Source organism: Spirillospora sp. NPDC046719 (assembly GCF_040645715.1).
Classification (GTDB): Bacteria; Actinomycetota; Actinomycetes; order Streptosporangiales; family Streptosporangiaceae; genus Spirillospora.
Genome location: NZ_JBEYYT010000558.1, coordinates 1 through 5,253, shown reverse-complemented (window position 1 = coordinate 5,253; position 5,253 = coordinate 1). Strand labels below are relative to the sequence as shown.

7 protein-coding genes are annotated in these 5,253 nt (G+C 75.3%); 5 read left to right on the top strand and 2 right to left on the bottom strand.

The window, feature by feature from the left end; translation table 11 throughout:
* Together ABZ914_RS45935 and ABZ914_RS45930 are read left to right on the top strand one after the other, a co-directional pair.
* Positions 1-464: sensor histidine kinase (locus ABZ914_RS45935; protein WP_500200967.1), on the top strand; the 464-nt coding region annotated here is incomplete at its 5' end.
* Positions 465-529: 65 nt separating this feature from the next.
* Positions 530-1,240, top strand: a complete 711-nt coding sequence (locus ABZ914_RS45930) for a response regulator (RefSeq protein ID WP_433251463.1) — start codon at positions 530-532, stop codon at positions 1,238-1,240.
* A 38-nt stretch (positions 1,241-1,278) separates the two neighbouring features.
* Here ABZ914_RS45930 and ABZ914_RS45925 read toward each other — a convergent pair whose 3' ends face one another.
* Together ABZ914_RS45925 and ABZ914_RS45920 are read right to left on the bottom strand one after the other, a co-directional pair.
* Positions 1,279-2,409, bottom strand: a complete 1,131-nt coding sequence (locus ABZ914_RS45925; protein WP_347256668.1) for an EAL domain-containing protein — start codon at positions 2,407-2,409, stop codon at positions 1,279-1,281.
* Between the two features lie 104 nt (positions 2,410-2,513).
* Positions 2,514-2,909 carry an ABC transporter permease gene (locus tag ABZ914_RS45920; RefSeq protein ID WP_190856390.1) on the bottom strand — a complete coding sequence of 132 codons (396 nt, stop codon included), beginning with the start codon at positions 2,907-2,909 and terminating at the stop codon, positions 2,514-2,516.
* A gap of 152 nt (positions 2,910-3,061) precedes the next feature.
* Between ABZ914_RS45920 and ABZ914_RS45915 the strand changes: the two genes are divergently transcribed.
* From ABZ914_RS45915 to ABZ914_RS45905, 3 genes are all read left to right on the top strand, one after another.
* Positions 3,062-3,700, top strand: a complete 639-nt coding sequence (locus tag ABZ914_RS45915) for an AIM24 family protein (RefSeq protein WP_347256669.1) — start codon at positions 3,062-3,064, stop codon at positions 3,698-3,700.
* Positions 3,701-3,761: 61 nt separating this feature from the next.
* The gene (locus ABZ914_RS45910; RefSeq protein ID WP_190856391.1) at positions 3,762-4,415 is read left to right on the top strand and encodes an AIM24 family protein; all 654 of its coding nucleotides are present in this window, start codon (positions 3,762-3,764) and stop codon (positions 4,413-4,415) included.
* Between the two features lie 2 nt (positions 4,416-4,417).
* On the top strand, positions 4,418-5,179 hold the full coding sequence (locus ABZ914_RS45905; protein ID WP_500200966.1) for an AIM24 family protein: 762 nt from the start codon (positions 4,418-4,420) through the stop codon (positions 5,177-5,179).
* Positions 5,180-5,253 lie beyond the last annotated feature (74 nt).

Below are 5,253 nucleotides of genomic sequence, written 5' to 3'. Positions count from 1 at the left end.
GTCGGACGATCGGGCTGCTGCGCGCGGGCGGCGCCGGCGGCGCCGACCCGGCGGAGGCGCCGCGGCTGGCCGACCTCGGCCGGCTCGTCGACCGGACGGCCCGCCCGGACCTGTCGGCTCGGCTGCGCCCGGCCGGCGAGCTCCCCGAACTGCCCGCGCCGGTCGAGCTGGCCGCGTACCGGATCGTCCAGGAGTCGCTGACCAATGCGCTCAAGCACGCCGGGCCGGGCGACGCGGAGGTGTCGGTCGGGTACGCGCGGGGGCGGGTGGTGATCGACGTGCTGAGCCCCCTCGGGGACGGCGCGGGGCTGCCGGGGTCGGGCAGCGGCCTGATCGGGATGCGGGAGCGGGCGGCGATCCTCGGCGGGGAGTTCTCCGCCGGGCCGGACGGCGGGCGCTGGCTGGTGCACGCGGAACTGCCGGTGGACGCGGAGCCCGCGCGCGGCGGGGAAGGCATCCGGTGATCGGGATGGCGCGATGAGTGCGATGAGCGCGATGAGCGGGGTGGCGCGGTGAGCGGGGTGGCGCGGTGATCGAGGTGCTGGTGGCCGACGACCAGGCGGCCGTGCGGGCCGGGCTGGTGCTGATCCTCGGCGCGGCGCCGGACGTGCGGGTGGTCGGCGAGGCCGCCGACGGGGAGCGGGCCGTCGAGCTGGCCCGGGAACTGCGCCCCGACGTGGTGCTGATGGACGTGCGGATGCCGCGGCTGGACGGGATCAGCGCCACCCGGCAGATCGCCGGGTTCGCGGACGTGCTGGTGCTGACCACGTTCGACCTCGACGAGTACGTGTTCGGGGCGCTGCGGGCGGGCGCGGCGGGGTTCCTGCTGAAGGACGTGGACGCCGACCGGCTGGTGGAGGCGGTGCGGACGGTGGCGGCCGGGGACGGGATCATCGCGCCGCAGGTGACGCGGCGGCTGATCGGCGCGTTCGCGGCCCGGCCGGAGCCGCCCGCGCCGGGCCCGGCGGCGGTGGCGGAGCTGACGCCGCGGGAGCGCGAGGTGCTGGCCTGCCTCGGGGAGGGGCTGTCGAACGGGGAGATCGCGCGGCGGCTGTCGATGGCGGAGACGACCACCAAGACGCACGTCAGCCGCATCCTCGGGAAGCTCGGGCTGCGCAGCCGGGTCCAGGCCGCCATCCTCGCGCAGGAGCTGGCCGCGTCCGGCCTCACGGACCCGTCCGGGGCCACCGCGGCACCGGACGCGCCCGGATCCGGCAGCGGGGATCTCAGCGCGGGCTGACCCCCGCCGGGAACCGCTCCGGACCGGAACGCCGCCGGTCAGGGCGACAGGCCGCGGATCAGGTCGGCGACGCGGACGATCCCCAGGCAGCGGCCCAGCTCGTCGACCACGACCAGGTCGTCGTAGACGCGCTCGTCCTCCTGGCCCGCCGCGCGCAGCGCCGCCACGGCCGGGACCGTGCGCGGGACCGGGCGGGGCGGGTCGGCCAGCCGGGCGGCGGGCCGGTGGGCGTGCAGCGCGTGGCCGTAGGCGCCCGACAGCCGGAGCAGGAAGCGCGTCCGGTCCACGGTGGCGCGCGGCCGCTGCCGCTCGTCGACCAGGACGATGCTGGTGATGCCCGTCTCGGCGTTCAGCGCGTCCAGCACCTCGTCGGCGGTCGCGGTGTGCGGCATCGTGACGCCGGGGAGCGTGAACTCCGAGACGCGGGGGCCGAGGTCGGGGCGCTCGCGGGGGTCCGGGGCGCCGCGCGCCGCGACGGGGACCGTGACCGGCATGCCGGGCCGCCACTCCGGCGGCGCCAGCGCCGGCCCCTGGACCAGCCGCACCCCGAGCTCGCGCAGGTGCAGCACCTGGTCGCCGGTCTCCAGGCCGGGCGCGAGCACATGGGTCTCCAGCCGGTGCGCCAGCTCGACGAGGCTCGCCACCAGCGCGGAGCGGCGCGGCTCGGCGGGCGCCCGGCGGGCCAGCACGGGATCGAGCTTGAGCAGGTAGGACGCGCCGTCGACGAGCAGGTCGAGCGGGGCGTGCGCGGCGCCGACGCCGCCGAGCCCGACCAGGTACCCGGCCCGGCGCAGCCCGGAGAGCGCCGCGGTGACAGGGGCGCGCTGCGCCGGCGGGAAGCCCCCGGTGACGCAGATGATGATCTCCTGCGGGCGGCGTCCGGCCCCGGCGAACCCCTGGTGCAGCTCCGCGAGCACCGGGTCGCCGAAGGCGAGGGTCTCGGCGCGCAGGCCGATCTGCAGCGGCAGGGGCGTGCGGAGGTCCGCCGCGGCGCGGGCCGCCTCGGCGGCGCGCCGCAGGTCCTCGGACACGGGATCGACCCGCGGCGGGAGCCCGGTCGCGGCGGGCGGCCCCGCGTGCGCCTCCACGGCGACGACGGTCCCGGTGCCGAGATCGACGACCGGATGGAACACCGCCCTCGCCGGGACCAGGACATCTACGGCTGACACAGCGGCATCATGTCGTCCCGAAGCGCCCGGAACCACCGTTGTCAGGAGAAGTTAACGCACAATTCGCGCAGGTCGCGGTGTGGATCTTGACCCGGGGCGGGCCGTCACAGCCCGCGGCCGCCGACCATCGCCGACAGCGCGTAGGTGACCCCCGCGACGGCCGCGAGCCAGACGTAGGCGGTGATGTCGCCGCCGCGCAGCGCCTGCACGACGAGCCCGCCGATCACGGCGACCGTCAGCACGTCGCCGGTCATCGCGGCGGCGCGCAGATGGGTGCGGGCGCGGTGGCCGGAGCCGAAGCCCTCGCTGAGCGGCAGCGCGGGCTCGTTGCGCCGGAAGGCCAGGTAGCCGGCGTACCCGGCGAGGGCGGCGAGCGCGATGAGGGCGGTGCCGTCGCGTCCGTCGGCGGCGAGCACGGCGCCGACCACCACCCCGGCACCGAGGACGAGCCCGGGTACGGCCCACCGGCTGAGGCTGCGGCGTTCGGGAGCGATCCACATGAGCGACATCCTCCCCGATCGGCGGGCGCACGGGACCGGCAACGCGCCGGTTCCGCCGCGATGAGGGCCGCCGGCGGCCCGCCCGCCCCCGCCGGGCGGACCGCGCCGAATGCCCGGACCGCGCGGGGTTCCGGCCGGTATCTTGTCGCCTCGTGGCGCACTTTCGACTGAACGGCTCGAAGATGCTGGCCGTCGATCTCGCCGGGGAGACGATCCGGGCGCTGAACGGCGCCATGGTCGCCTACGAGGGGCGGATGGCGTTCAAACGGGAGGGGATGACCGGGGGAGAGGGCCTGCGCGGCGCGCTCAAGCGCAAGATCGCCGGCGAGGGCATGACGCTCATGGAGGTCACCGGCGAGGGCACCGTGTATCTGGCGAGCGAGGCGGCGGAGGTGACGCTCGTCCAGCTGACCGGCGACACCCTGTTCGTGGAGTCGGAGAGCCTCCTGGCGCTGGAGGGCGGGCTGCGCACGGGCGTCCAGTTCGTCGGCCTGCGCGGGATGGGGACCGGGCAGGGCCTCGCCACGACCAAGGTGGAGGGGCACGGCACGGTCGCGATCGTGTCCGACGGGCCGGCGATCGCGCTGGAGGTGACGCCCGAGACGCCGCTGTCGGTCGACCCGCACGCCTACGTCGGGCACCACGGGCAGCTGCGCCAGGACGTCGTCACCGACGTCAACTGGCGGACCGTCATCGGCCACGGGTCGGGCGAGAGCGTCCAGTTCCGGTACCAGGGGCACGGCCTGGTCTACGTCCAGCCCGCCGAGCGCGGCGGGATCCTGGAGATCTGATGACGACGACGACGACGGCGTGCGGGCGGCGCGGGCGGCCGGCCCGCTGCGGAAGGTACTGATGCCGGGATACCAGAAGATCACCTCCAAGATGCTCCAGGTGCCGGTCGGCCCCGGGCGGGAGGTCTACAGCAGGCGCGGCGCGATGCTCGCCTACACCGGGTCGGTGGCGTTCGCCCCGTCCACCACGGCGGGGCAGAGCATCGGCGGCGCCATCGGACGCGCCGTCGCGGGCGAGCGCAGCGCGATGATGCACGTCACCGGGCAGGGCGAGGTCATGTTCGGGCACGCCGGGCTGCACGTGTCCGTCGTCGACCTCGGCGGCGGCGACACCCTGTACGTCGAGGCCGACCGGCTCCTCGTGCACGACGCGTCCCTGCAGGTCGGGACCATGTTCATGGGCGAGCAGGGCGGCGTGCGCGGCATCGTGCGGGGCGCCGTCAGCGGGCAGGGCCTGTTCACCACCACGCTGACCGGCCAGGGCTCGTGCGCGCTGCTCTCGCACGGCGGCGTCATGGAGCTGCCGATCGCCCCGCAGCGGCCGGTCCACGTCGACCCGCAGGCGTACGTGGCCCACCGGGGCCAGGTGCAGAACCGGCTCACCACGGCGGTGGGGCTGCGCGACCTCATCGGACGCGGCTCCGGTGAGGGCTTCCAGCTCGAGCTGAGCGGCTCCGGCGTCGTCTACGTCCAGGCCAGCGAGAGGAAGATCTGACCGTGAGCAGCTTCGGCACGCGGACCTGGAACGCGGCCACCCTCCCGGTGAACGACAACGTCAACCCCTACGCCTTCAGCGTCGACCTCGACGGCCAGTGGTTCGCGCAGAAGGGCAAGATGATCGCCTACTACGGGCAGATCAGGTTCGAGGCGCTGTCGTCCGGGCCGCTGGACGCGCTGGTCGCGCACACCTTCAACTCGCCGCTGTACGCCCAGGACTGGATCGTCGCGCAGGGGCGGGGCAAGCTCGTCCTCGCCGACCGCGGCTTCGACGTGAACTCCTTCGACCTCGACGACGGCAACCTCACCGTCCGGGCCGGGAACCTGCTGGCGTTCGAGCCCGGCCTGGAGCTCAAGCAGTCGATCATCCCGGGGTTCCTGACCCTGATCGGGACGGGCCGGTTCGTGGCCGCCTCCAACGGGCCGGTGCACTTCGTCGAGCCGCCCGTCCGGGTGGACCCGCAGGCCCTGCTGGGCTGGGCGGACTGCCCGTCGCCCTGCCACCACTACGACCACTCCTACATGCGCGGCGCGTTCGGCGCGGCCCGGATGGTCTTCGGGATCGGCGGGTCGTCGGGGGAGGAGCACCAGTTCGACTTCACCGGTCAGGGCACCGTGCTGATGCAGTCCTCGGAGGTCGTGATGAACCAGGACGTGCTGCTGCGCGACCTCGAAGGCCAGATCGGCATGGTCGGCACGTCGGGGCTGCAGCGGCTCCAGCAGACGATCAGCCGGCGCCTGTCCGCCGAACGGCAGGGCTGACGCCGGACGGCAGGGCCGGCGCGGGGGCCCGGGCGCTCCGGGCCCCCGCGGGCGGTCATCCCTGCTCGGGCGCG